At 36.3% G+C, this 23575-nt stretch carries 23 protein-coding genes and 4 pseudogenes; 22 read left to right on the top strand and 5 right to left on the bottom strand.

Features of this window, described 5'->3' with window-relative positions:
- Positions 1–211 precede the first annotated feature (211 nt).
- From C0979_RS12110 to C0979_RS05990, 10 genes and pseudogenes are all read left to right on the top strand, one after another.
- Complete coding sequence (locus C0979_RS12110; protein ID WP_242962655.1) at positions 212–985, top strand: DUF6560 family protein; 774 nt, start codon at positions 212–214, stop codon at positions 983–985.
- A gap of 352 nt (positions 986–1337) precedes the next feature.
- On the top strand, positions 1338–1907 hold the full coding sequence (locus C0979_RS06025; protein ID WP_101695147.1) for a DUF6560 family protein: 570 nt from the start codon (positions 1338–1340) through the stop codon (positions 1905–1907).
- An 89-nt stretch (positions 1908–1996) separates the two neighbouring features.
- On the top strand, positions 1997–2302 hold the full coding sequence (locus tag C0979_RS11980) for a hypothetical protein (RefSeq protein ID WP_200816243.1): 306 nt from the start codon (positions 1997–1999) through the stop codon (positions 2300–2302).
- Complete coding sequence (locus C0979_RS06015; RefSeq protein WP_101695146.1) at positions 2289–3686, top strand: serine/arginine repetitive matrix protein 2; 1398 nt, start codon at positions 2289–2291, stop codon at positions 3684–3686. Before C0979_RS11980 ends, C0979_RS06015 begins: the two co-directional genes overlap by 14 nt.
- A gap of 58 nt (positions 3687–3744) precedes the next feature.
- Positions 3745–4341 (top strand): CHC2 zinc finger domain-containing protein, encoded by a 597-nt coding sequence (locus C0979_RS06010; protein ID WP_101695145.1) that lies wholly within the window; start codon positions 3745–3747, stop codon positions 4339–4341.
- Between the two features lie 37 nt (positions 4342–4378).
- The gene (locus C0979_RS06005) at positions 4379–5722 is read left to right on the top strand and encodes a virulence-associated E family protein (protein WP_101695329.1); all 1344 of its coding nucleotides are present in this window, start codon (positions 4379–4381) and stop codon (positions 5720–5722) included.
- Between the two features lie 184 nt (positions 5723–5906).
- Positions 5907–6077: a hypothetical protein gene (locus C0979_RS11855; RefSeq protein ID WP_155882750.1), complete on the top strand. Its 171-nt coding sequence runs from the start codon at positions 5907–5909 to the stop codon at positions 6075–6077.
- Positions 6043–6240 (top strand): excisionase, encoded by a 198-nt coding sequence (locus C0979_RS06000; RefSeq protein WP_009263219.1) that lies wholly within the window; start codon positions 6043–6045, stop codon positions 6238–6240. Before C0979_RS11855 ends, C0979_RS06000 begins: the two co-directional genes overlap by 35 nt.
- Before the next feature lie 104 nt (positions 6241–6344).
- On the top strand, positions 6345–7574 hold the full coding sequence (locus C0979_RS05995; RefSeq protein WP_101695144.1) for a site-specific integrase: 1230 nt from the start codon (positions 6345–6347) through the stop codon (positions 7572–7574).
- A gap of 158 nt (positions 7575–7732) precedes the next feature.
- Positions 7733–8230: pseudogene (locus C0979_RS05990) on the top strand (lysine--tRNA ligase); the annotation flags it as partial.
- Positions 8231–8648: 418 nt separating this feature from the next.
- Here the strand turns inward: C0979_RS05990 and C0979_RS05985 are convergent.
- Entirely contained in the window at positions 8649–9569 is a 921-nt protein-coding gene (locus tag C0979_RS05985; protein ID WP_101695142.1) for a helix-turn-helix transcriptional regulator, read from the bottom strand.
- An 8-nt stretch (positions 9570–9577) separates the two neighbouring features.
- The gene (locus C0979_RS05980; RefSeq protein ID WP_173725174.1) at positions 9578–9952 is read right to left on the bottom strand and encodes an ArsR/SmtB family transcription factor; all 375 of its coding nucleotides are present in this window, start codon (positions 9950–9952) and stop codon (positions 9578–9580) included.
- 171 nt (positions 9953–10123) lie between these two features.
- Between C0979_RS05980 and C0979_RS05975 the strand changes: the two genes are divergently transcribed.
- The 3 genes from C0979_RS05975 (at position 10124) to C0979_RS05965 (ending at position 12632) form a co-directional block, all read left to right on the top strand.
- Positions 10124–10342 carry a cation transporter gene (locus C0979_RS05975; protein WP_101695140.1) on the top strand — a complete coding sequence of 73 codons (219 nt, stop codon included), beginning with the start codon at positions 10124–10126 and terminating at the stop codon, positions 10340–10342.
- 92 nt (positions 10343–10434) lie between these two features.
- Positions 10435–12321: a heavy metal translocating P-type ATPase gene (locus C0979_RS05970; RefSeq protein WP_101695139.1), complete on the top strand. Its 1887-nt coding sequence runs from the start codon at positions 10435–10437 to the stop codon at positions 12319–12321.
- A gap of 47 nt (positions 12322–12368) precedes the next feature.
- Entirely contained in the window at positions 12369–12632 is a 264-nt protein-coding gene (locus C0979_RS05965; RefSeq protein ID WP_242953077.1) for an ArsR/SmtB family transcription factor, read from the top strand.
- A gap of 322 nt (positions 12633–12954) precedes the next feature.
- On the opposite strand, the gene C0979_RS05960 is transcribed toward C0979_RS05965, so the two are convergent.
- The 3 genes from C0979_RS05960 to C0979_RS05950 all read right to left on the bottom strand — a co-directional run bounded on the left by C0979_RS05960 (position 12955) and on the right by C0979_RS05950 (position 16740).
- Complete coding sequence (locus tag C0979_RS05960; protein WP_159459860.1) at positions 12955–14232, bottom strand: Sapep family Mn(2+)-dependent dipeptidase; 1278 nt, start codon at positions 14230–14232, stop codon at positions 12955–12957.
- 101 nt (positions 14233–14333) lie between these two features.
- Positions 14334–15422, bottom strand: a complete 1089-nt coding sequence (locus C0979_RS05955) for an S-methyl thiohydantoin desulfurase family protein (protein WP_101695136.1) — start codon at positions 15420–15422, stop codon at positions 14334–14336.
- Positions 15423–15450: 28 nt separating this feature from the next.
- Positions 15451–16740, bottom strand: a complete 1290-nt coding sequence (locus C0979_RS05950; protein WP_159459859.1) for a cytosine permease — start codon at positions 16738–16740, stop codon at positions 15451–15453.
- Positions 16741–16908: 168 nt separating this feature from the next.
- Between C0979_RS05950 and C0979_RS05945 the strand changes: the two genes are divergently transcribed.
- From C0979_RS05945 to C0979_RS05900, 9 genes and pseudogenes are all read left to right on the top strand, one after another.
- Positions 16909–18477: a PucR family transcriptional regulator gene (locus C0979_RS05945; protein WP_159459858.1), complete on the top strand. Its 1569-nt coding sequence runs from the start codon at positions 16909–16911 to the stop codon at positions 18475–18477.
- A gap of 169 nt (positions 18478–18646) precedes the next feature.
- Positions 18647–18781: pseudogene (locus C0979_RS12380) on the top strand (VOC family protein); the annotation flags it as partial.
- Between the two features lie 10 nt (positions 18782–18791).
- Positions 18792–19247, top strand: coding sequence for a YaiI/YqxD family protein (locus C0979_RS05935; protein ID WP_101695133.1), 456 nt, complete (start codon positions 18792–18794; stop codon positions 19245–19247).
- A gap of 1 nt (position 19248) precedes the next feature.
- Positions 19249–19564: pseudogene (locus C0979_RS05930) on the top strand (arsenate reductase family protein).
- Between the two features lie 70 nt (positions 19565–19634).
- Positions 19635–19892: pseudogene (locus C0979_RS05925) on the top strand (DUF1653 domain-containing protein); the annotation flags it as partial.
- Positions 19893–19925: 33 nt separating this feature from the next.
- Positions 19926–20939, top strand: a complete 1014-nt coding sequence (locus C0979_RS05920; protein ID WP_101695131.1) for a DHH family phosphoesterase — start codon at positions 19926–19928, stop codon at positions 20937–20939.
- Between the two features lie 582 nt (positions 20940–21521).
- Positions 21522–22454 carry a MarR family transcriptional regulator gene (locus C0979_RS05910; protein ID WP_101695129.1) on the top strand — a complete coding sequence of 311 codons (933 nt, stop codon included), beginning with the start codon at positions 21522–21524 and terminating at the stop codon, positions 22452–22454.
- The gene (locus C0979_RS05905; RefSeq protein ID WP_101695128.1) at positions 22454–23221 is read left to right on the top strand and encodes a hypothetical protein; all 768 of its coding nucleotides are present in this window, start codon (positions 22454–22456) and stop codon (positions 23219–23221) included. Before C0979_RS05910 ends, C0979_RS05905 begins: the two co-directional genes overlap by 1 nt.
- Before the next feature lie 109 nt (positions 23222–23330).
- Positions 23331–23555 carry a DUF6462 family protein gene (locus C0979_RS05900; RefSeq protein ID WP_009245419.1) on the top strand — a complete coding sequence of 75 codons (225 nt, stop codon included), beginning with the start codon at positions 23331–23333 and terminating at the stop codon, positions 23553–23555.
- Positions 23556–23575 lie beyond the last annotated feature (20 nt).

The following is a 23575-nucleotide window of genomic DNA, read 5'->3' as shown; positions in this document are numbered from 1 at the left end:
ACCTGATGTTTTGACCGTTGCCTATCGCCTGTGAGGAAAGTATCGGGGACTATGGATTTTGCGGAAATGTGCGTTACGGGTAGCAAGATAAAATGCTGTGAAAATTTAATGCCACTTCGGAATTATTAACACTTATTTGTAGATTTAAGGCATGAAGATATGATAAAATAATAATTCAGAAAGTTTCCTTGTAAAGTGTAGGAGGGAGAAGATGCAATTCTTAATTAGTTTATATGATTCTTTTGGAGTTTATCTCTTCATCATAGGAATACCTATGTTATTTGAAATTATCTCGGTAATTTATCAGCATATCAAGCATAGAAAGAATGCTATGGTTTTTCTGGAAAAATGTAAACTGTTGATTAAGGTAGTTTTTGTTTGCGTATTTGTATTAGGTTATTTGCTGTTTATCCTTTTTATGGCTGACACTCAATCGAGAGCTACATTTATTAAAATAGGTGGTTCTATTATTCCGATAGCTTCTGTAATAGGTGTCTTAGGATATATTATTTATAAAAAGAATCAAAAACAAAAAAGCAATAAAGAATTCTTATCAAAATGTTATCTTATAGAGTCAGAAAAATATCTATGTTGGCTATTTTCTTTTTTCGGTGTATGTAGCATTGGATTATTTATATATTCAATTTATACACACGAAGAATTATGGGTAATTATATTTTTGTCAATAATTTCAGCGTCTATGTTAATAGCTGCCCTAAATATAGGTTTATGGAAAATTGAAGTAAACGATATGGAAATTACTTATCGCTCTACTTTTGGTCGTACAAGAAAATATAATTTCAAAGATATAACAAAAGGTGTATATAAAAAAAGTGGAGCATTTCGTGTCTATATAGGAGATAAAAGGATATTTACATTTGATGATAATATGGAATTTTCGTTGTTCATAGAGCAAATGAATCGATTGCACATTCCAGTGTGGAGCTATGAATTTTCCGTAAAAATGAAAAATAAATCTAAGTAATTTAGAATTTATGTTCATCTATTTGCAGATTATCTGCAATCTGCCACAACTGAATATGACCGTTAAGGTCAGATAAAGAAACCGATGTATTGAGCGTAAAGCAATCATGCGTCGGTTTTTCTTATTTCATGAGCTGACAGAATTCCGACTGTATATCACCCGTGAGGAAAGTATCGGGGACTATGGATTTTGCGAAAATGTGCGTTACAAGGTTTGAACAGGAACCCTGTACACAAAATTTTTTCTTCCATTCTTTATGTTGATGAAGTATAATGAGATATGAAAAATTGGGGTTTTTAATACTCGATTTCAAACAATCAATTTTATATAGCTGGAACTATGGAGGGCAAAAATGAATAATTTTTTACGAATGTGTTTGAATATAATTACACAAATAGGTCCCTATTTAGTTGTACTTCTTCTTTTGAAATATCTTGTAAATCTTCAACAAAAGAGAGCTAAAGAACGAGAGGAAGAACAGAAAAAGGGAATAATTAGAACGCATTATACAATAAAAACAGAGAAATTCCTTGTCGTGGCATTTATCGTAGGTACAATATTTTTTGCTTGTTGTACGGCTATGAGTCTTAGGGAAAAAGAAGATATGTTTGTCATTTGTATATTTGGAATATTTTTTTTAGTAGGCATAAGCGGAATAGTCAATATGGTAATGTGGAAACTGGAAGTGAACGGAGATGAAATCACATGGCGGTCAACTTTTGGAAAAAAGAGAACTTTTCGTTTTGGGGATATTACCTACTGCGAGAGAAAAAAAGGTTCTGTGCGTGTATATGTAAATGGGGAAAAGCTATTTACCATTGATAGTAATATCGATAAAGAAGAATTTATGGAAGATATAGAGAGAAGAAGAATCCCTGTAAAATCTTACTGGACAAATCAGCATAAGAAGAATCGTAAATGACATAGATTTTATAACAGTACAATATTAGATAACTGAATACGACTGTTAAGGTCAGATGAAGAAACCGATGTATTGAGCGTAAAGCGATCATGCGTCGGTTTTTCTTTTTGCAAAATAGTCCGGTGGACTGTTTTGTAAAACCGAAGGAACTGACAGAGCTTGGGACGGGGCGAAGTCAGTTTGTTCGGGCGGGAGTACAGAGGGTGCAACCCTTTGTGCATGGGTACAGGGAATGCAATACCCCTGTGCAGGTCAAGGGCGGCAGCCTTGCCCAGTTAAGTGGCGTTTCGCCACTTAGTACTGGGTATTTCCTGACGATAAAGGCAGGATTTATGGCAGCTTCGCTGCAATTTTTTGCGAGAACAGGAAGGAGACGACAAGATGAAACTAACTAGACATAATGGAAGAACTGGAAAGAATGGTGTTTATAATCCCAAGCACAATGATCGACAGTTCGATATTGACAATAGTGATCATATCGATTTGGAACGAGCCAAGAGAAATGTTTATTGGGATTGTTATAATGGTATCAGATCTGCTTCAGTAACAGGAAGAGAGGATGAGATTGTCGATTCCTTTGAAGAAGTGGAACAACTATTTTATAAGATTCATTATCAAGATTATGTGGAAGGACAGAATGCAAGAAATTGGAAAAATCATCATCCTGAAAGAAACCGAACAACAGATGATATTAGGACTCATAAGAAAACGTGTCCGGAAGAAACCATTTATCAGATTGGAACAAAAGATGATTATGTTGATCCGGATGTGTTGTTGACTATCGTAACAGAATTTATTACAGAACTTAGTGATCGTTTTGGAGAACATTTTCATTTATTGAACTGGTCCTTGCATTTGGATGAGTCCACTCCACACATTCATGAACGCCATGTTTTTGATTGTAAGAATGCTTATGGAGAAATATTTCCCCAACAGGAAAAAGCACTTGAAACATTAGGTTTTGACTTGCCAAATCCGGAAAAGAAGGCTGGTAGATTTAACAATAGGAAAATGGTTTTTGATGCTACTTGCAGAATACTCCTTTTTGATATTTGTAAAAAGCACGGATTAGAGTTAGAAGAAGAACCAAGTTATGGTGGAAGGGAATATCTTGAAAAGCAAGATTATATTCGAATGAAGCAGAAAAAGGATATTGCATCTTTGGAAGAATCAATTCAGAGTCAGATAGAAGTGGTTAATCAGAAAAAATATGAGATCTTTGAACAAGAGGTTCAGTACAAAGAAAACAGCATAAAGATTATTGATCAAGAGAAAAAGCTCAAAGCACAGTCAGAAGAATTTTTTGATAATGCGGAGCGAATTCTTCAGCAAGACGAAACACTGAAACAGCTTGAATTTAAAATTGAAGATGTAGAAAAACTGATAGATGATGTTACAGATGAGGTTTATGAAAAGGCGGTGGAAAGAATTGCAGATGAAATTGAGATTGCTACTAGGAAAGAGGATATTAAATTAGTGGAGGATAGTAAGAAATGGGTTTTAAATCCAGAGAGAAGGGCATCTAAAAGGGAAAAACAGTATGCTCTTGAGCGGTTAGATGGAGTAATTAAAAAGATTGAATATGCAATTACGAAGACGATTTCGAAAATGAAAAACAGATTATTGAAACCGGAAAACAAAAATATCATGGTTCAAGAAATAAAAAAAGAAGTAAAACCATCTATATTAAAAAAATTATCTGAGAAGAAAGCAAGTATAACAAGAAATGGAGAAACTGGAAAATTGAATAAAGAGTCCTCATTAGATAATGAGCGATAAGAGCATTTTGGGAATTCCGTTGGAATAAACAGAGTGCTCTTTTTGGATTGGAGGGATTATGGGATTATTTGATGAAGTGAAAGAAAATGTAACAGTTCGGCAGGCGGCTGAGTTATATGGATTTAAGATAACAAAATCAGGGCTGATTAGTTGTATTTTTCATAATGACAAAACACCAAGCATGAAAGTAGATAGAAGATATTATTGTTTTGGTTGTGGAGTGACTGGTGATGTGATAGATTTCACAGCACAGCTTTTTGGACTTTCCTTAAAAGAGGCTGCATTAAAATTAGCAGATGATTTCGGAATTCAAATATCTAGAGTAGACAGAAGAAAAATAAAAAAACCAAGGAAGATTTTGAAGAGCAAACCAGAAAAAAATTTAGTGAAATCAGAAGAACAAGAGTATATAGAATGTGTTCGTGCGATGTTGGATTACCGTATATTGTTGCAAAAATGGAAAAAAGAATTTGCACCTAAATCGCCGGAAGAAGAGTGGGATGAAAAATTTGTAGAGGCGTTGAAATATCTGACCATTGTTGAATATTACTTAGATCTTTTATTATTCGGAGAAGAGGAAGAAAAAGAGCAAGTTGTTGAAATGATTAAGAAGGAGGTTGAAAAGATTGAGAGAAGATGCAGAAAAAATGGATGAAAATAAAAAGAAGGATACTTTGAAACGGATGGGTGAGATGGCAGATCTAAATGCAATCAGACAAATTAAGGAATGTTTACTGAAAAATGAAAAGGGAGATATCAAAGGAACGGTTCAAAATTATATGATGATTTTTCGAGATGATCCATTGATTAAAGGTTGTCTTCGATATAATCGGTTGTCTGAAAGAGTCGATATATCGAGGAAACTTTGGTGGGATGAAGATTGGGAGATTCTGACCGACAATGCGATTGATCAGTTTTATCTATATTTTGAAGTGTACTATGGATTAGGAAATGAAAAAAATTTGTATAAGGCATTGCAAATTGAAGCTGCAAACAGAGCGTATCACCCGATTTGCGAATACCTAGAAACATTAAAATGGGATGGAGAAGAACGAATACGATATGTGCTGAAAAAATATATGGGGGCAGATGATTCAGACTATGTATATGAAGTATTAAAACACTTTATGATGGAGGCTTTATTGCGAGTGTTTTATCCGGGAATAAAAGCGGATGAAATGCTTTGTCTTGTGGGACAACAAGGCGCAGGAAAATCCACGTTCTTTCGTTTTTTATCCTTGAAAGATAATTGGTTTTCGGATGATTTAAGAGATTTGGGTGATAAGAAGGTATTTGAATCAATTAGAGGACATTGGATCATAGAAATGTCTGAAATGATTGCTGCTATCAGTGCAAAAAGTAACGAAGAAATAAAATCATTTTTGAGCCGACAAAAGGATACATATAGAACGGCTTATGCACGTTTTGAAAAAGATCGAAAAAGGCAATGCGTATTCGCTGGATCTACGAATACCTATCAGTTTATTCCGTTTGATAGAACTGGTGCAAGAAGGTTTCTTCCAATCATGATTGATGCTTCAAAAGCAGAGAAACATATTTTAGATGATGAAGAAGAAGCTAGAGCATATTTTAATCAATTGTGGGCAGAAGCAATGATTATTTATCACAGTGAAGAAAACAAAGGTAATCTTCTGAAATTCACAAAAGAAATGCAAAAGGAAATTGATGAGTACCGGAAACAGTTTATGCAAGAGGATACTTTGGCAGGAACAATCCAGGGGTGGCTTGATAATTATAAAGGAAATTATGTATGTTCTATTCAGATTTGGAGTGAGGCTTTTAATCACGGAGATCGTGAGCCTAAGAAGTATGAGACGAATGAAATTTGTCAAATCATGGATACTCAGATTATTGGATGGAAGCGAGGTGGTTATCATAGATTTACCTCAGAAGGGTATGGAAGACAACGCTGTTGGACTCGAAAAAGTGAAGAGATAGAGGGCGGCAACGAAATTGGCGGAGATGGATTTAGAGAACTTTCGGCAACAGAACAAATGGAACTTCCGTTCCATTAGCCCGACAAGAGAGAGGAAATCTTCCTGATAATACAGCTGTTTTATTCAAAAAACGAACTTTGTTGCCAGTTTTGATGACATATGAAAATGTTGATTTTACTGGTTATTTATACTGTTTTTTAAGATGGCAACAAAGAACATTAAAAAATAAAATAAGAAAGAAGATAATGTATTGATTTTCGGTATGAAAGAAATAAAAAGTTTTGAAATAGTTTGTTGCCAGGAGCTTGATGAGATAAAAGCACCTGAAAAACAAGTTCCTCTCTCTGTCGGGGAAATTAGGAAAAATAAGTCTATAAAAAAGGAAGGAGGAGATGCCTATGGTAAAAGAAGTTCCTATTTGGGAAAAGAGTAATTTAACTCTTGAGGAAGCAGCTGCATATTCTGGTATCGGAATTAACAAGCTCCGCAAAATGACGGATGAGAAGAATTGCCAGTTTGTTTTATGGAATGGAACAAAGCGATTGATTAAACGTAAAAAATTAGATGAATATACGGAAACAGCATATTCTATATAAATTATTGGTGTAAAAAAATGAATAATTAGGCGTAGAAAAGGGACTTTGCAAGCGTTATAATAAGTTTGCAGAGTCCTTTTCTTTGTATAGAAAAGGAGAAAAGAATGCAAAAAAGAAAAGATCATAAAGGGAGAGTGTTGAAAGACGGAGAAACCTATCGAAAAAATGATGGACTTTATATGTATCGCTGGATTGGTGGAGATAAAAAAAGACATGCGGTATATTGTTCTACATTAGAAGGCTTGCGTGAAAAAGAAAAAGAAATTCAGAATGATCTGCGGGATGGGATCCAACAAGGAAGCTCGAACATTACATTGAATGATGTCTATAAAATGTGGAAAAATGATAAGGTGGGATTAAAGCAAACTACTCGCAATAATTATATTTATATGTATGAGCATTTTGTTATGAATGATTTTGGAAACAGAAAGATAAAGGAAATCCGAAAATCAGATGTGAGAAGATACTATAATGGCATTGTGGATTCTAAGAAAATGTCAGTTGCAACATTGGAGAGTATTCATACGGTGCTTCATCAAGTATTTATATTAGCGGTTGAAGATGGTTATATTAGGATAAATCCTAGCGACTTAGTTTTAGGAGATGTGAAGCGATCACATAACTTTGAAACACCTAAACGTCATGCTCTTACAATTCCGCAGCAAGAAGCTTTTGTTTCCTATATAAATAAAAGCGAAAAATATAAACATTGGCTTCCATTGTTTACATTCTTCTTGGGAACAGGATGTCGTGTATCAGAGGTGGTTGGGTTACGTTGGGAAGATGTTCATATGGATGAGAATTATATTGAAATTAATCACAATATGGTGTACTACCAGAGAGATAAAGGCAAGTGCTATTTTTCAGTAACATCACCAAAAACTACTGCAGGATACCGAATTATTCCAATGTTGCCAGAAGTAAAACAGGCACTTTTGAATGAGAAAAAGTATCAAGAGGAAGTAGGATTAATTTGTCAGGCATCAATTGATGGATATACAGATTTTATTTTCTTGAACAGAAATGGTTTTGCACATAATCCTCAGACAATCAATAGAACAATCAAACGTATAACTCTGGCATATAATGAAGAAGAAATAGAAAGAGCAGAGAGAGAACGTAGAGCACCAGTTTTACTGCCTAACTTTTCTTGCCATAATTTGCGACATACATTTGCTACAAGGTATTGTGAGAATGAAACAAATCTTAAAGTAATTCAGGAAATTATGGGACATAAAGATATCGCAACAACGATGGAAATTTATGCGGAAGCAACAAAAGAGGCGAAAGTTAAATCATTTGAAGATTTATGCGGTAAGATTAAAATTTCATAATAAGGGGCGCACACCAACAACTGCACCACTTTTACACCAAATTGGTGGTAACTTGTAATAAAAGTTGTAGAGTTATATAAAAATGTAGATTATTAGAAGCTTGAAGAATAGAGAAGCGTAGAGGCAAATAGATATATATAAAATCTCGCTGCAAGCTCCCAACAATGAAGTCACAGGGCGCTGCTAAGAACGAAGCAAACAATGCTGCACAGACAACTCCAGTAGCTGCAAAAGTAGTTGTTCCAGTAGAAGAAACAGCTGCACCAGCGAAGGTTGAGATCGATTTCTCTAACGTAGAAGTAGAACCATTATTCGAAGATATGGTTGATTTCGATACATTCAGCAAGTCAGATTTCCGTGCTGTAAAGGTTAAAGAATGTGAAGCAGTTCCAAAATCTAAGAAGCTTCTGAAGTTTGTATTAGACGACGGAAGTGGCGTAGATCGTGTGATTTTAAGCGGAATTCACGATTACTATGAGCCAGAATTCTTAGTAGGAAAGACATTACTTGCAATCACAAACCTTCCACCACGTAAGATGATGGGAATTGATTCTTGTGGTATGATCATCTCTGCTACACACCTTGTAGAAGGAAGAGAAGGACTCAATGTTTTGATTCTTGATGATCAGATTCCAGCAGGAGCAAAGCTGTACTAAGAGAAGATTTTAAGCAGAAAAAATAGCAAGTAAAAATGCTAAAAAGTAAGCCTTTAAGCCAAACTTAAGCCAATTGATGTATGGAAATATGTATTACATTTAAGAAAACAGAAAAGGTGATATTTTATTATGTAAATGAGAGAGAATGTTCGAAGACATTCTCTCTTGTTTTATAGCGACTTGATATATAGCGACACTTTTCGAAGAATAATACAGATATTTCCTTATATATAGGTGTAAGAAAATGAGGAGTTTCCCCAAAAAGGGATATTAAGAAATAACCTATGATTACTTGCTCGCAAAAATATAATATTCCAATTAGGGAGAGATACTACGAGAGTATCATAGTATCTTTTTTGGATGCAAAACCCTATTACACATAAAATATTGATTTAAAGCTATTGTATAGAGCATTAAATTATTTTAATTTGTTTGAATGGAATATTCGATACTCTGTTGGTAAAACATCATAATATTCCTTAAAAGCTTTAGAAAATTTACTTTGGCTTTCATACCCTACTTCTTTCGCAATTTCCTTTATACTTTTTGGCGTTTCCATTAGCAAACGAGCTGCAAATTTCATTCGATGTTCTTTTATATGTGAGGCAATAGAAGTACCGTATACAGCTTTAAAGACGGACTTTAATGTAGTAGGATTGATAAGATACTTGCGTGCCATTTCATCTATTGTTATCCGTTGGCTTATATTATCCAAAAGGTATTTGTGTATACTACGAACAAGTTCAACTTGTTCAGATTGATATTCAGACAATCGGTTTTCTGTATCGAAGGATAATTTACTTAGATACAGTAAGAGTTCTATCACTTTTATTCGCCAATATGCAAGTTGAAATTCTTTTGGCTGATGATAGAATGATGAAAAGATAGCGTCTGTTTCTTCATTGCCAATAAAAGCTGAAAAATTTTCATCTTTACAAAATTTATCAAGTATACTATTTCCTGTAATCCCAGTATTTTTTAATAATTCGGGCGGTTCTTCAGAAAGGGTATTTAAGTCAATATAAATGCTAATCCCCTCATAGTATTCATTAGGTAAAGTTATTGTAGAGTTAGAGCAATATTCCATTGTATGTAATGAAAAATCATGTTCACCTAAGTAAACGCTATTTCCATTAGACATTTTCCACCCAATTCGTCCCTTATGACAGTAATTGATTTCTAAAATATTTCTTAATGGCTCATGTGTATCAGTATGTTTGTTGCCAGTTAATGACATAAAAGCAAGCGTTATACCTTCGTATAAATCATAACTAACTATAGGATATTTATGAGAAAGTTCTTGAATACATTTTTCTAATGATGTGATTTTTTTGCTCATAATAATATTTACTCCTTGTGTTCAGGGCAGGTAATCATCAAAATCCTTTCAATCATTTTATGAAATAATACACTCTGCTCTGTATTTGCTGATTTATAGTAAACTTCTTTTCCTACACGTCTGCTAGATACTAAATCTTTGTTTCGTAACTCTCTAAGATGATGGGATATGGCAGGACTTGTCATTTTCATCATTGCAGATAGATTTAGAACACATTCCTCACAATGACATAAAAGCCAAAATAAACGAACACGTGTAGGGTCACTTAATTGTTTAAATAATTCTGAAACTATTTGAAAGTGTTGAATATCATTAAGCTGTTCTAATAACTCAGTATTATCTATTTCGTTATGATGATTATGTGGTAATTTCATATAAGACATATACGCTCTTCCTTTCATTTTGCTCTGTTTAGAAATGTGTTTCGCCCATTTAGTAGGTAATCACATATCTCTGTTGACTTTAGGTTATAAGAGAATTATACTGCAGTCATAACAGTTAAACAAGTACTTAATTGTTGAATGGAAATAACAATTATGAAAGGAGATATTATAATGAAAAAAACTTACAAAATCGAAGTTGACTGTGCAAACTGTGCAAATCTTATGGAGGATGCAGCAAAAAAGACAGCTGGAGTAGCAAATGCAACTGTAAACTTTATGACACAAAAAATGATTGTAGAGTTCGAAGATGGAACAGAACCAAAAGCAGTTATGAATGATGTTTTAAAGGCTTGCAAAAAGGTAGAGCCAGATTGTGAGATTGAACTTTAGAAAAAACGCACCCCTAAATATAGAAGGGGTGCAAATTTAAAACAAATATATGAATGATTAAACATATATAAAATAAATAGGAGGAATGGACTGTGAATAAAAAGCAGAAAAAAATGTTGACAAGAATTATTATTGCAGCAGTTATGATTATTGCTTTGAATTTGATACAGATAACAGGAATTGCGCAACTATTACTTTACTTGGCAACATATTTAATAATCGGCTATGATATTTTAAAGAAAGCAGGCAAAGGAATTATAAACCGACAAGTTTTTGATGAAAACTTTTTAATGGCGGTGGCAACAGTGGGAGCTTTTGCACTAGCAATTTACTCAGGAAGTGGGGATTACAATGAAGCAATCGCTGTTATGTTGTTTTATCAAACTGGAGAATTATTCCAAAGTTATGCAGTTGGAAAAAGCCGAAAAAATATTAGCGCGTTGATGGATATTCGTCCAGATTATGCAAATATAGAAATTAATGGAAAATTAGAAAAAGTAGATCCTGATGAAGTTGGTGTTGATAGTACAATTGTTGTGCAACCAGGAGAAAAAGTTCCATTAGATGGTATTGTAATAGAGGGTTCGTCGAGCCTTAATACAAGTGCATTAACAGGTGAGAGTTTACCTCGTGATGTAAAACAGGGCGATGAAATCATCAGTGGCTGTATCAATATGACTGGTGTTTTAAAAATTCAAACAACAAAAGAGTTTGGTGAATCAACAGTTTCAAAAATTTTAGAGCTTGTGGAAAATTCAAGTTCAAGGAAATCCAAATCAGAAAACTTTATCTCTAAATTTGCAAAGGTATATACTCCTGCAGTATGTTATGGAGCATTGGCATTGGCGTTATTACCACCGTTGGTGCAAATGTTGTTTTTAGGCCAAACAGCACAATGGGGAGTATGGATTTACAGAGCTCTGACTTTCCTTGTAATTAGCTGTCCATGTGCATTGGTTATCAGTATCCCACTTAGTTTCTTTGCTGGTATCGGTGGTGCTAGTAAAGAAGGTGTGTTGATTAAAGGTTCTAATTATATGGAAACTTTGTCAAAAGCAAAGTATGTCGTGTTTGATAAAACAGGAACTTTGACACAAGGTGTATTTGAAGTAAGTGCTGTTCATCACAATAAGATGGAAGAAAAGAAACTTTTGGAATATGCTGCTTTGGCAGAATGTGCATCTTCTCACCCAATCAGCAAAAGTTTGCAAAAAGCTTACGGGAAGGAAATAGACCGTAGCAGAGTTTCTGATATAAAGGAAATCAGTGGACATGGAATTATCGCAAAAGTAGACGGCAATGAGGTGGCTGCTGGAAACAGCAAGCTTATGAAAAAAATAGGTGTAGAGTATCATGATTGTCATAGAGTTGGAACAATCATTCACATGGCAATTAACGGAAAATATGCGGGACATATTGTAATTTCTGATATATTAAAACCTCATTCAAAAGAAGTGATTGCGGAATTGAAAAAAGCTGGGGTAGAAAAAACAGTAATGCTTACAGGAGACGCAAAACGCGTGGCAGACCAAGTGGCACAATCACTTGGAATTGATGAAGTATATAGCGAATTACTTCCAGCAGATAAAGTGTCAAAAGTAGAAGAACTACTTTCCACAAAAGCAGAGAAAGATAAACTAGCCTTTGTTGGAGATGGAATTAATGATGCACCTGTATTGACTCGTGCTGATATTGGAATTGCAATGGGTGCAATGGGTTCTGATGCGGCAATTGAAGCTGCAGATGTAGTCCTTATGGATGATGATCCACTAAAAATTTCTAAAGCAATCAAGATTTCGAGAAAATGTCTTAGAATTGTATATCAGAATATCATTTTTGCATTGGTTATCAAATTTGCATGTCTTGGATTAGGTGCAATAGGTATTGCGAATATGTGGTTTGCTATTTTCGCAGATGTTGGTGTCATGATTATTGCAATATTAAATGCTATTAGAGCATTAAGAGTGCATAATTTATAATTTAGATGAAAATGCAAAAACTTATTATAGAAGATTGCTTGCAATTGGTGGAATTTTTCAAAACGCTGGGAGATTCTACAAGACTAAGGATAGTGCTTGAATTAAAGACAAAAAGATGTGTTGGAGAATTAGCGGAAGAATTAGAGATGTCTCAGTCGGCAGTCTCCCACCAATTAAATATATTAAAAGCTAATGGTATAGTAAAAAGTCAAAGACAAGGAAAATACATTTATTATATAGTGCAAGATGAATATGTACAAAATGCTATTGAAAGATGCAAAATGATGTTTGATAAGGAGTATTGTTTGTAATATTTAAGATTAAACAAGATGGATATAAGAAATGAATAGAAAGACGGAGTGATCCAGACATGGCGGTGGGAAAATCTCTTAGATTTTTTCACCGTTTTTAGTGGCTGACTTACTTTGGTAGTTAAGCGAGCTTGCGAGAGAACATCAAGTGTTTTTTCATAGTAAAATAGAGCGGCGTATACCCCCTGATAGATAATATCGAAAAAACTCTAAAAAGGGATCATTACGACGCTCTATGTTTGAAAGCCTCAGCAACAAAATCAAATCTGCTAAAAGAATAGATTATGGTTACAGGAATGATGAGCACTTTTTTTCCTGATTATTATTCTGAAACAAGTCTTTTAATTGCAGTCTTATAGATTTCTTTAGCAAGGATCAAATCAGACAAATAGATATATTCATTTGCCTGATGTTCTGTCAATTCTCTACCTGGTAGCATAGGGCCGAAGGCAACAATTCCATTCATTGCTCTTGCATAGGTTCCGCCACCGATGACCGTTGGTTCGCTCATGTCTCCGGTTTCATCGCGATAAGCGGAAAGAAGAGTTTGGATAACAGCACCGTTCTTGTCCATATAAACATGAGGTTTATTTGTAATAACCTCTACCTTAACATCACTGAAACCATTTTCTGAAAGATGACTATTAATGGCATTTACAATGTCTTCGAGATTGAAGGTTACAGGATAACGTAAGTCAATGTATAGAACAATATCATCGCCAACAGTTTCAATCTTACCAATGTTGTAGCTTGCTGGACCACTTGCTTCATCTGAGACCTGTCCGCCAAGACTTTCGCCGTTATATTCTAGCTTAATAAATTCGTGGAAGAACTCAACAAGTTTGCAATCTGTAACAACTCCACTCAGTTCATTCATCAACTTTGAAATGGCGTTTTCTCCGTCCTCAGGAGTACTTCCATGGGCCGCCTTACCTGTTACAGAGAGAGTCTTTGTTTCTCCATGAACAGAGTATGACGCAGTGCAGCTGTCTGGAACCATATTTATGGCTGTTCCGCCAGAAACATTGTTGAAGCAAGTATCGGACTTCTTAAAAGCAATTTTTAAGTGTGCAATTCCTTTTTCTCCGTAGATTGCAGGAAAATCAGCATCAGGGGTAAAACCAAAGTCAACGGCTTCTTCGTTCTTTTTATAGTATTCCATGTCTTCCCACGCACCGGTCTCCTCTGCCTGACCGAAAATGATGCGGACTCTCTTATTAAATGTAACACCTTCGTCAAGAAGTTCTTTAATGGCATGGATTACTGCTATTGCAGGTCCTTTATCATCTGTCACACCACGACCGTAAACCTTTCCATCCTTGATTTCAAGAGAAAAAGGATCCGTGTCCCAGCCATCACCAGCAGGTACCACATCTAGGTGAACCAGAATGCCCATTAGAGTTTCTCCGCTTCCTACTTCAGCATATCCAATCATATTCTCGCAATTTTTAGTCTCAAACCCGTAGCTCTTGCATATTTCTAGAGCTTTATTTAGGGCCATGTGTACACCTTCTCCAAAAGGATAAGCGCTGGACAAGTCTTTTTCGCACACACTGTTGATATTAATTATAGAACGTAAATCATCAATCATCTTTTCCATTTTTATCACTCCCTTACTTCTTCGCGATAGTTCCTCGCAATAATTTCTAAAACAAAAGCCGATCATATATTATTATACAACCGGCCCTTGTACATCTTCAATTATTTTTCAAATGGTTTGTATTCAACATCAAATCCAAAGTGCTTAGGTCCGAAGCATTCCAAACCTTCTGGAGTAGTCCAGATTTCAGGGGATGGAAGTGCAATTACTGTCATCTTATCACCAACTTCAAAATTAGGTGTAGTCATTGGATTTCCTTCTCCGTTAATCATGCAGATTAGGTCTGGAGCAATTACATCAACTTCGCCATTGCGGTATGAGATGATGTTTTCGTTCTTTAACCAGATGCGATATGCTTCGTCCGTATAATCTCCTTCGCCCTTTAGATGAATTTCACCAAAGTTGAAGCCATCTCTTGTTTCACAAGTGTAATCTGAAATGTGTCCTCTGAATAATACTTTACCTTCTTTATCATCACAGATAGCAGAAGCAACATCTCCGCCAGCTTCCTTTGTTTCTCTAAGAACTCTACCGATTTCCTGAGCGTAAGTAATTGCACCAGGAATTAGAGAATTCTTGATAACCTTACCAACGTTTGCGTGATCAGCTACACCTACAAGGTTGTCACTTACAACAGCAATAGCTCTAACGATATCTTCAGCTCTTAGGTCATCCGCTACATTCTGAATTACAATTTTTTCACCAAATTTTGTAGCTACGCCCATAGGGAAAATAGGAACGTTCTTTACATAGTATGTAGAATGCTGCAGTTCAGGAACTGAACGTCCGGCTGGGTCAGCGTCAATAAGAGGTAAATCCATTAACAGTGCAACGTGAAGAGCCTCAGCTGTATTTTCTCCACCTAATTCAGTTGAGCCAATTGCATACATTTTCTTACCTAAAGATTCCTCTAGAGCCTGTACAGCTAAAACTGCGGAAGCTGTTTCGCTATGCTTCAGATGAGCTAATCTAGGATCAGGTTTAGCTGATGGAGCACCGCAACCATAAGGAGTAACAACATACTCGTCATCTGGAAGTTCATCTAAAGTGATTAATTTTAGAGTTTTTCCCTTTTCGAAATGTTCTTCTAAAAGAGCCAAACCGTCAGCAAGTGGACCGCCACCACCGGTACCAAGCACTGCACATCCGTACAATAGATCAATCATGTCCTGTTTGTTTAATTCTCTCATTTTTCTGTCTCCTCTTTTTTGTGATAATTTATGCTATATTTTCGGCGTTATCTCTTGATGCAGATGGAATAAAGCGCTCTGCAATAAGATAGATAACAAAACCTATAATGATACCAACGAATTCAATTTTAACTAGTGTATAAGAAATAATTGCACCTAATGCCCAAGCAATTACACCAGCCCAGTTTACACCGTCCTGTGGTCTAAAGTTCTTAGCTTTACCTTTTCCTACAACCCAGTAGTCAGCAAGAATTACTCCGCCAACAGGACAAACAACGTATGATAGTAAGCTTAACACTCCCTCAATGTGTCCCAAGATACCCAGGTCGCATAATACAATACCAACAATTCCTGAAATTAAAGTAGCTTCTCTTCTTCGGTTATCTTTAAGCTTAAGTGCCATAACAATGTTAAGACCTGCGCTGTAAGCATTTGTTGAGTTAGTTGTCCATGTTGAAATAACAAGTGCAATGATGCCCAGGAGTGGAAGTCCTACTTCAATTAGAACCATACTGATATCATACTGTCCTGATAGCTTTGTAAGAACGATTCCCATAATCAGAGTTATTACACCCATTGGGAATACACCGTAGAATACAGATTTAACAGTGTCTTTTCTGCTTTTCTGGAATCTAGTATAGTCAGGACCAGTGATTGTACCTACAGCAGTGAAGTTAAATGATAGTGCTACACCTGACATGAAGCTCATAGATTGTACGGTTCCTTCATCGTTAAGGTTTCCTGTTCCGTAAACCTTAAATGCTAGGAATGTTCCGTAGCACATAATGATCATTAGTAATGGAATAGAAATCTTGTCTAGTTTTTCTAGCGCATGCACTCCATATACTGCAGTCAGAAGCATTATGATTCCCCAAATTGTGTTTGAAACTACAACTGGAATATCCCATCCGGTCATAGCTAGCATTGCGTTACTGAAGGCTTCTCCACATACTCCATTCTGGATTCCAAACCAGCCAATCATGTTAACAGCAAAGACTGTACTTACGATAAATCTAGCTCCGCTTTTTCCAAAGCCGGCCTGACAGCATGTGCAGGATGCTAGTCCAAGGTCACAGCCTATCATTCCCGTTGCAACCATACCTACTACTACAATTAAGTAGCCTAGTGACCCTGAAATAATTGCTGGCCATATAGGCATTGCTTCCGCTAATAACGCTCCCAATAGGAATGCAGGAACGCATACACATATGCCGGCCTGAACGAAGGCTAACGAAATCCAGTCTTTTCTGTCTTCAGCAGAAATTGCCTGCAGAGCTGTGACTTCTGCTTTCTTACCTTTATTTTCATTTGTACTCATAATGGGTACCTCCTTTTGAATCTTCTCTATGATAGCACACATTATTATAAATGATAATTATGCAGATGACAGAATTATTTATCAATCATATTGTGCTTTTGCACAAAAGCCTTGTTTATGACTGTGAGTTTTGATATCATAAAGGAAAAAATTATACTAGGAGGAGCCATGAGTGTTACTGTTCAAGATTGTTTAAGACTACCCTCTTTTCATTCTGCGAGAGTGATTGCAGGCAAGAATGGACTGGGTAGAATAGTATCATCAGTATCTGTAATAGAAATACCTGCAAAGTCTGTAGAGGCAATTAGTGTATTCAATCCCAATGAGTTGTTAGTCACGTCATTTTATTCAATTAAAGATGATCCTACTAGACAATGCGAGGAAATGAGAAACTTATATGATGCTGGAGGCGTTGCACTAGTGCTGTTTTACGTGGGCGACGTCATCCCTCAGGTGTCTGACGAGTTGTTGCAGACTGCAGACGTTATGAACATACCTTTAATTCTTATTGAAGACGAAGCAGAATATAGTGTTAGTTATAGTGATGTAATTAAAGATGTAATGGGGGCTGTTTTCTACGATCAGGCATCTACGGATTCCTTTTCAGACACTGTGGAGAATAGATTGAAGCAGATTCCTTACAATAAAAGAAGCATGGAAACCCTGCTAAATGTAATAGCTGAAACTTATAACTGTAACCTTGTGCTTTATAACAAAAACGGTTTATATTTCACATCTATATATAAGCCGTCCTTTGGACAATTTGGTCCAGAATTCTTTTTTAATGCCTTCGCTGATGGCTCAACGGACCATTTCTGTAAAAGCATAATGTTGCAGGATAAGTCATTTTATTTGTATAGAAAAGAGTTCCCCCACGCAGGAAATACCTGGCTTACATTATATGCTTCAAGCAACGAAAACAGCATTAGTGAACACAAGCTAGATGAAATTTGTGCATGCACAAATTTCTTCTCAACCTTATGGGGCTACACCCTCGATATGCAGAATTATAATACTGTTATTACTTTGATCTTGAAATCATCGCGCGTAATAGGAGAAAAATTCCTTGAAGCTAGTGGTGTGCCTTTTTCTAAGCTTTCAACTATTCTTGTAGTAGAATCGGAAAAAGACAATTTAACAGACATTCTTCGGCAGATTGAAGGCATATTGAAGGAAAGTGAAAGATTCTACGTTAAGGATATTATTGACGACAGACTTGTAATTCTAAGTTCTATAATGGTTTCCCAAAAGGATGATGGCATTATAGCTACGGAAATAGAGAAATGCATAAACGAGTATGAGGGAGCCTTGTTTTTCTTGGAGTCTAGCAAAAATCTAACTTCAATGAGGAAAATATACTCAGACTTTTGTGCAAATTCAGCAGCAATGAGCAAAATTTTCATCCACCGAAAATTTCGCGACATGTATGATGTTATATTTTCGCAGGAAATCACAAATCTAGCTATAAATAGAGGCAATCGAAACGATCAAATCAAATCCATAATAGAAGCCTTAAAGGACGACAGTAATAACCTGATGGAAACCCTTGCAGTGTACCTAATCGACTGCGACTCCCAGTTGAGCACCACTGCAGCCACCTTGTTTTTGCATAGAAATACTGTGACGTACAGGCTTAATAAGATAAAGCAGATAACAAACACCGATTTCACCCTTATGCCGGCCACCTATGATTTTTATCTAGCAGCTGCGCTGTGGCGGTTAAACGAAAATTCCTAATGTGAGAATTTCAAATCAAAGTCTATCACTCGTGATTGACAAAATATGACGAGGGTTTTATTGCAGTGGTGCGCTCGGTGAGCACACCCTTACATACAAAATTAGGAGAATCTTCCATTTTGTATGTACCATTGTATGGACAGCGCTTTTGATAGCAGCATTGCTTGCGAAATATGAATCTGGTAAGTATTTCGTCCGATATGCCACTGAACTGACAGAAATTGCAGGTGGCCAGAAGCTTGTAAGACTGTATGATCCCAGTGGTAATCTTATTGAGGTTCGCACTCCATTCAGGTGTGATTAAAGGAGAAAATATGCAGATTTTTGTTGATGCAGATGCCTGTCCGGTAGTTGGTATTGTTGAAAAAGTTGCAAAAGAGCACAATGTTCCGGTAACGTTGTTGTGTGATACCAATCATGTGTTAGCTTCTGATTATAGTAAAGTGATCGTAGTTGGAGCCGGAGCAGATGCAGTGGATTATAAATTGATCAGCATTTGTCATAAAGGAGATATTGTTGTATCACAGGATTATGGAGTGGCGGCAATGGCTCTTGGAAAGGGTGCATATGCGATTCATCAGTCCGGGAAATGGTATACGAATGAAAATATTGACCAGATGCTTATGGAGCGTCACTTGAACAAGAAAGCACGAAGGGCATCCGGAAAGAATCATTTGAAAGGGCCAAGAAAACGAACAGCAGAGGATGATGAACATTTCAGAGAGTCTTTTGAAAAAATGATACATATGGCGATGGACAAGGAAAACTAATTTGAATATACAGATTTTTGGAACAAAGAAGTGCAATGATACAAAGAAAGCAGAACGTTTCTTTAAAGAACGTGGGATTAAGTTTCAGTTTATTGATATGAAAGAAAAAGGCATGAGCAAGGGGAAATTTAATTCTGTCGCCCAGACAAATGGTGGACTGGAAAATATGATAAACTGGGAGGGCAAGAATAAGGATCTGCTTGCGCTCACTAAGTACATTGCAGAGGAAGATAAACTTGAGAAGGTACTGGAAAACCCGCAGGTGATTAAGAACACCGGTGGTCCGTAATGGAAAACAATTCACTCTTGGATATTAGCCGGATATCTGGAAGGTGTGGAAATAAGAGAACGGAGGAGATGCAGAGTATGGAAGAATGTAGATTTCATATTGGTGATATCGTTCAGCATTTCAAACGTGAAAATGTAAATCCGGAGACAGCAGAGTATTTGTATCGGATTCTGACTTTTGCTCAGCATACAGAAAATGGTGAGAAGTTGGTGATCTATCAGGCATTGTATCCACCTTATAAAACGTGTGCCAGACCATACGATATGTTTTGCAGCGAAGTGGATCGAAAGAAATATCCGGATGCAAAGCAGAAGTATAGGTTTGAGGTGGTAACGGTAGATTTTTGGCCTAGATAAATAAAGTAAACGATCCAACTGAAAGGAAATTAAATGATATTCAATTTTGACAGAGAATTTCAATCTATGATGCAGGAACACAATTTAACTATAGTGATTCTTCTAGGACATTTGAATCCAGATGGCGATGCCGCCGGATCGGTGATGGGACTTGCACATTATATAAAGGTAAACTATCCGCAGTACAAAGTGCTGCCATATCTAGCAGATACGTTGGATAAAGGCCCGAAGAAACAGGTGAGCATGGATAAGGTCTTCAATCCGTTTGAGAAGCCAGATGTAGAAGAAAAATATGGTGTTATTGTATGTGATACTGCAGTTTTAGCAAGGATGATAGGCAGGAAATATTACGAGGGTGCAGAAGCAAGTATAGTAATTGATCACCATGCCTCTAATGAAGGTTACGGAGATGTGAACTATACAAAAATCTCTGAAGCTTGTGCAGAGAATGTTTATTATATTCTGGATGAGAATAAGCTGAAGAATACGATCGATTGTGAAATAAGTCCGACTGCAGCAGATTATATTTATATGGGGATTTTGCATGACACAGGGTGCTTTAACAGAGTGCAAGTTAGTACTATGCAGGCCGCGATGAAACTGCTTGAGATGGGAGTGGATCATAGTTATGTCATGCAGACGATGTACAAAGATACATTGGAAAGTCTGCAGAAGAGATTGGAACTGTTGAAACGTGCAGAGCGTCTGCTGGATGGAGCGGTTGCATGTGTTTGCATCAATCATGCAGAGTGTGAGACAGAAGAAATCAGCTATGAAGATATCCATCCAATCAGTGGATTTCTCAGAGACTGCGAGGATATTAAGCTTGGCTTTACTATGTACGAGGAGGAAGAAAATCGTTGGAGATGTTCTTTCCGTTCTGATGGAAAGTGGATCAATGTGAATGAACTCTTGCAGGCATTTGGTGGAGGTGGACATGCTGCCGCAGCAGGTGTGCGCAAGCGAACGAATGATGTTGAAAAGTTCAAGCAGGAAATACTTGAGAGGATTATTATGATGAGAAAGTTTTCTGTGCAAGATAAATAAGAAGATCCTACTTTCCAGTTGTTATATGGTAAGCGCATAGTTTTGGGGACACCCCGAAACTATGCGCTTACGATATTCGGAACGGGAAAGTCCTGTAATATGCGCCTCATTTTTTAATAAGTCATACTCAATGTCGGAAAGTTTTAATGTTACGAATTTTTTCGTTTGAGTTTATTTTCTTTTTTGGGTGGTGCCATATTTCTCCTTTCATAATGCATGACATCTCTTATGTTATCTTCCATTTTTTAGCCGGCTGTCCCTTCCGGTTACATAAAAGTGCTGCGTCTATCTTTGATAGAAAGCCAATAGACATCTTTGATGTCGTCACGAGGGTATGGGAAAACGTAATTCCCATCAAGATGACCCAGAAGTATACCGAAGCCATAAAAATGGCGATATGGTAATATATGGGTGGATCTTGCTCTAATCTACGAACCCTCTTACATATACAAAAGATGGAGGGGAAAAATACAGGGTGTGAGAGAAAAGAATTTTAGAAAAAGCAAAATAACTCAAAAACTTGACTTTTAACATTGTCAAAGTTAAAATGAAAGAAAAAGAGTTAAAAGGAGAATGAGAAATATGCTTACCAGCGTATTCGGGATTTCTATAAAATATGAAGCATGGAATCATCAGGATTCTTTGCCTGTTTACATCGCAGGAAGTTATGATTTTCAAACAGCATATATTGGAAACAGACGTTGTATAATGCTTGCTCCAATAGAAGAACTTGCCACACTTCCGGCATTGAAAAAACAAATTGCAAAAATACAGCAAATTGATAATGTGCCAGTCGTCTTTGAACTTGCGACAGTATCTAATTATCGAAGAAAAAGTCTTATAGAAAATAATATACCGTTTATTACTGATAAGCAGATCTTTCTTCCTTTCATTGGAACAATGCTTACAGATGAGAAAGAACCGCCAAAGCTGACAGGTAAGTTTGTTTACTCAACGCAGCAGTTGCTTTTGTTTTATCTGTATAGTAAGAAAAAACGCTTGTATATTTCAGAAGCCAGAAAAGTGCTTCCATTTACAGCAATGACCTTGACTAGAGCAGTAAAGCAGTTGGAAGCGACGGATTTGTTTCTTGTAGCAAAAGACGGTGTCAACAAGTTTATTGAGTCAAAATATAAGCGAGATGAATTATTTGAAAAAGCAAAAGTATATTTGACGACGCCTGTCCGCAAAGCAGGATATATAGATAAGGCGCAAGTTACAGAAAACATGGTCTTTGCAGGGGAAACGGCACTTTCTGAAAAAACAATGCTAAATCCCAGCCGAGTTTTTACCTATGCAATTAGTGAGAAAGATTATGATAAAACTTTGCTGACAGATGAACTGATAGACCCGGATAAACAGGTCAGACTTGAATTATGGGCATACAACCCGAAACAATTTTCGGAGGATAACAGTGCTGACGATATTTCCATTGTTTTATCTTTTGGAGATACAAATGATGAGAGAATTGAAGAAGCAGTAGATGAATTGCAGGAAAGAAGGTTGCAGGAGTAATGGTCAACGGATTTACAAAATTTAAGGAAAGATTTCAGGGATTTGAAAATCAATATGTCATCATCGGTGGGACAGCTTGCGATTTGATTATGGAAAACGAAGAATTACCGTTTCGGGCTACAAAAGATGTAGATATTGTACTGATTGTTGAATCCATAACAGCGGAGTTTGGCAGGCAGTTTTGGGAGTATGTCAAGGAAGCAGGATATGAGCATTTGAATAAAAGTACCGGAAATGCACAGTTTTATCGTTTCACATCTCCGAAAAGCAAAGAATATCCATACATGATAGAAATATTTTCCAGAAATCCAGATTTTATTATATTGGAAGATGATGCAGTTCTCACACCGCTTCCGATAGACGATGAAATCTCCAGCTTGTCGGCAATCCTTCTAAACGAAGCGTATTATGAATTGCTAAAAACCGGACAAATGATGGTTGATGGCATTCCGGTATTAAGTCCGACTTGCCTGATACCATTTAAGGCAAAAGCGTGGCTGGATTTAAAAGAACGCAAGCTAAATGGAGAGCAGGTTGACAGCAAAAATATAAAGAAACATAAAAACGATGTGTTCCGATTAGCACAGTTAATCACAGCCAATACAAGGCAAGTTCTCAGCCTGGAAATAGCGGAGGATATGAAAAAATTTTTATCTGAAATAGCTGATGAAACAGTAGATTTAAAATCATTAGGCATTAGAGGGACGGATAAACAAAAAATTATAGATATGTTGTACCTGTGCTACAATTTGAACGATAATACATAATTTTTCTCTAAAGCCAAAAAAATTTCACATTAGAGGCTGTATTTTCACCCTCCTTCTTTTGTATATATGAAAGATATTTTTTTTATGTACGAAGGAAGGAGGTTTTTTCATGCCTAAAGTCAGAAAAGAAATTCCAGAATTGGAAAAGCTGGTGCAGGTCGGAAGAAAGAAATTTGTCCGTTATGAGGAAGGGGCACAATTATATTCTATGGGGTTGCATACATTTCAGGAATTAGCGAAAGATGCGAAAGCAGTCTATCATGTGAAGAGAGTTGTTCTGGTCAATACAGAGATTGTGGATGAATATCTTGAAAATTTCAGAGATGAATTATAAAAAATACAATGTAATACATG

The organism is Dorea phocaeensis (assembly GCF_900240315.1).
GTDB classification, from domain to species: Bacteria; Bacillota; Clostridia; order Lachnospirales; family Lachnospiraceae; genus Dorea_B; species Dorea_B phocaeensis.
Note: the sequence above shows the minus strand (reverse complement) of the source record. Positions and strands in the feature narration are given on the sequence as shown.

Coding starts and splice junctions, on each gene's coding strand:
- C0979_RS05955 (WP_101695136.1), bottom strand. CDS start 15,422: ATGAGAGAATTAAACAAACAGGACATGATTGATCTATTGTACGGATGT.
- C0979_RS06025 (WP_101695147.1), top strand. CDS start 1,338: ATGAATAATTTTTTACGAATGTGTTTGAATATAATTACACAAATAGGT.
- C0979_RS06010 (WP_101695145.1), top strand. CDS start 3,745: ATGGGATTATTTGATGAAGTGAAAGAAAATGTAACAGTTCGGCAGGCG.
- C0979_RS05985 (WP_101695142.1), bottom strand. CDS start 9,569: ATGAGCAAAAAAATCACATCATTAGAAAAATGTATTCAAGAACTTTCT.
- C0979_RS06005 (WP_101695329.1), top strand. CDS start 4,379: ATGGCAGATCTAAATGCAATCAGACAAATTAAGGAATGTTTACTGAAA.
- C0979_RS05975 (WP_101695140.1), top strand. CDS start 10,124: ATGAAAAAAACTTACAAAATCGAAGTTGACTGTGCAAACTGTGCAAAT.
- C0979_RS05900 (WP_009245419.1), top strand. CDS start 23,331: ATGCCTAAAGTCAGAAAAGAAATTCCAGAATTGGAAAAGCTGGTGCAG.
- C0979_RS05945 (WP_159459858.1), top strand. CDS start 16,909: ATGAGTGTTACTGTTCAAGATTGTTTAAGACTACCCTCTTTTCATTCT.
- C0979_RS11980 (WP_200816243.1), top strand. CDS start 1,997: ATGCGTCGGTTTTTCTTTTTGCAAAATAGTCCGGTGGACTGTTTTGTA.
- C0979_RS05960 (WP_159459860.1), bottom strand. CDS start 14,232: ATGGAAAAGATGATTGATGATTTACGTTCTATAATTAATATCAACAGT.
- C0979_RS05905 (WP_101695128.1), top strand. CDS start 22,454: ATGGTCAACGGATTTACAAAATTTAAGGAAAGATTTCAGGGATTTGAA.
- C0979_RS05935 (WP_101695133.1), top strand. CDS start 18,792: ATGCAGATTTTTGTTGATGCAGATGCCTGTCCGGTAGTTGGTATTGTT.
- C0979_RS12110 (WP_242962655.1), top strand. CDS start 212: ATGCAATTCTTAATTAGTTTATATGATTCTTTTGGAGTTTATCTCTTC.
- C0979_RS05995 (WP_101695144.1), top strand. CDS start 6,345: ATGCAAAAAAGAAAAGATCATAAAGGGAGAGTGTTGAAAGACGGAGAA.
- C0979_RS06015 (WP_101695146.1), top strand. CDS start 2,289: ATGAAACTAACTAGACATAATGGAAGAACTGGAAAGAATGGTGTTTAT.
- C0979_RS05910 (WP_101695129.1), top strand. CDS start 21,522: ATGCTTACCAGCGTATTCGGGATTTCTATAAAATATGAAGCATGGAAT.
- C0979_RS05920 (WP_101695131.1), top strand. CDS start 19,926: ATGATATTCAATTTTGACAGAGAATTTCAATCTATGATGCAGGAACAC.
- C0979_RS11855 (WP_155882750.1), top strand. CDS start 5,907: ATGAAAGAAATAAAAAGTTTTGAAATAGTTTGTTGCCAGGAGCTTGAT.
- C0979_RS05950 (WP_159459859.1), bottom strand. CDS start 16,740: ATGAGTACAAATGAAAATAAAGGTAAGAAAGCAGAAGTCACAGCTCTG.
- C0979_RS06000 (WP_009263219.1), top strand. CDS start 6,043: ATGGTAAAAGAAGTTCCTATTTGGGAAAAGAGTAATTTAACTCTTGAG.
- C0979_RS05980 (WP_173725174.1), bottom strand. CDS start 9,952: ATGTCTTATATGAAATTACCACATAATCATCATAACGAAATAGATAAT.